Annotated in this window: 1 protein-coding gene; it reads left to right on the top strand. The window is 69.6% G+C overall.

The genetic code is table 11. From position 1 onward, the window contains the following. Positions 1 to 157 precede the first annotated feature (157 nt). Positions 158 to 958: an HARBI1 family protein gene (locus GJV82_RS19185; RefSeq protein ID WP_318657851.1), complete on the top strand. Its 801-nt coding sequence runs from the start codon at positions 158 to 160 to the stop codon at positions 956 to 958. Positions 959 to 1,000: the final 42 nt, after the last annotated feature.

Below are 1,000 nucleotides of genomic sequence, written 5' to 3'. Positions count from 1 at the left end.
TGAGCCATTCCCAGTAGGGGTCGGGCGTGTGGGCGCCGCGCCGGTGCGGTGACCTGCGCCGATACGAGACAGGACCCCGGTAGAAGGGTGTCGTTCCTTCCACAGAGCGACGCCCGAACCGAGGTCCTGCGTGCCCGATCATGTCATCTACACCGCTGTGCTGCCGATCCCGAGCGCGACCGCGCGGTTCGTCGCCGACCTGCTGGCGGGCCATCGACTGCAGGTCGGTACCCGCAGTGGGCGTCGAGCGCTGGATACCTGGGACCAGGCGGTGCTGTTCCTGCGCTGGTTGCACGACGCGACCCGGATCGCCCAGCTCGCCGTCGACAACCACATCGGCCGCTCGACCGCCTACCGGTACGTCCACGAGACGTTGGCGGTACTGGCCGACCAGGCCCCGGCGGTGCACTCGGCGCTGACCGCCGCCTCGATGGCCGGCTACACCCACATCAACCTCGACGGCACCGTGATCCGCACCGACCGCTGCTCCATCGCGGGCCCCACCCGCAGGGTCGACCTGTGGTGGTCCGGCAAGCACAAGGCCCACGGCGGCAACATCCAGGTGATGACCGCACCGGACGGCTGGCCGATCTGGGTCTCGCCGGTCCGACCCGGCCGCGAGCACGACACCACCTGCGCCCGCGCCGCCGACGGTCTGCTTCAAGCGGTCCAGACCTGGAACACGGCCGGACGCCACGTGCTGGCCGACCTCGGCTACGAGGCCCTCGACGACCAGTTCGTCATCCCGGCCAAGAAGCCCACCGGCGGCCAGCTGACCATCAACGAACGCGCCCGCAACGCGCTGCACCACGCTCTGCGCGGTATCGGCGAACGCGGCAACGCCCTGCTGAAGAACTTCAAAGCCCTGCGCCGCGTCTCCCTGAGCCCCTCGAGCATCGGCCCCATCGTCGCGGCCGCCCTCGTCATCCTCCACCACATCCACGACCGGACCACCTGACCCTGACCCACTCACACCGACACCCCTACTGGGAAAGGCTCA

It is taken from the genome of Cellulosimicrobium composti, from assembly GCF_009711085.1.
Lineage (GTDB): Bacteria > Actinomycetota > Actinomycetes > Actinomycetales > Cellulomonadaceae > Cellulosimicrobium > Cellulosimicrobium composti.
This window is presented reverse-complemented; position numbering and strand designations above follow the sequence as displayed.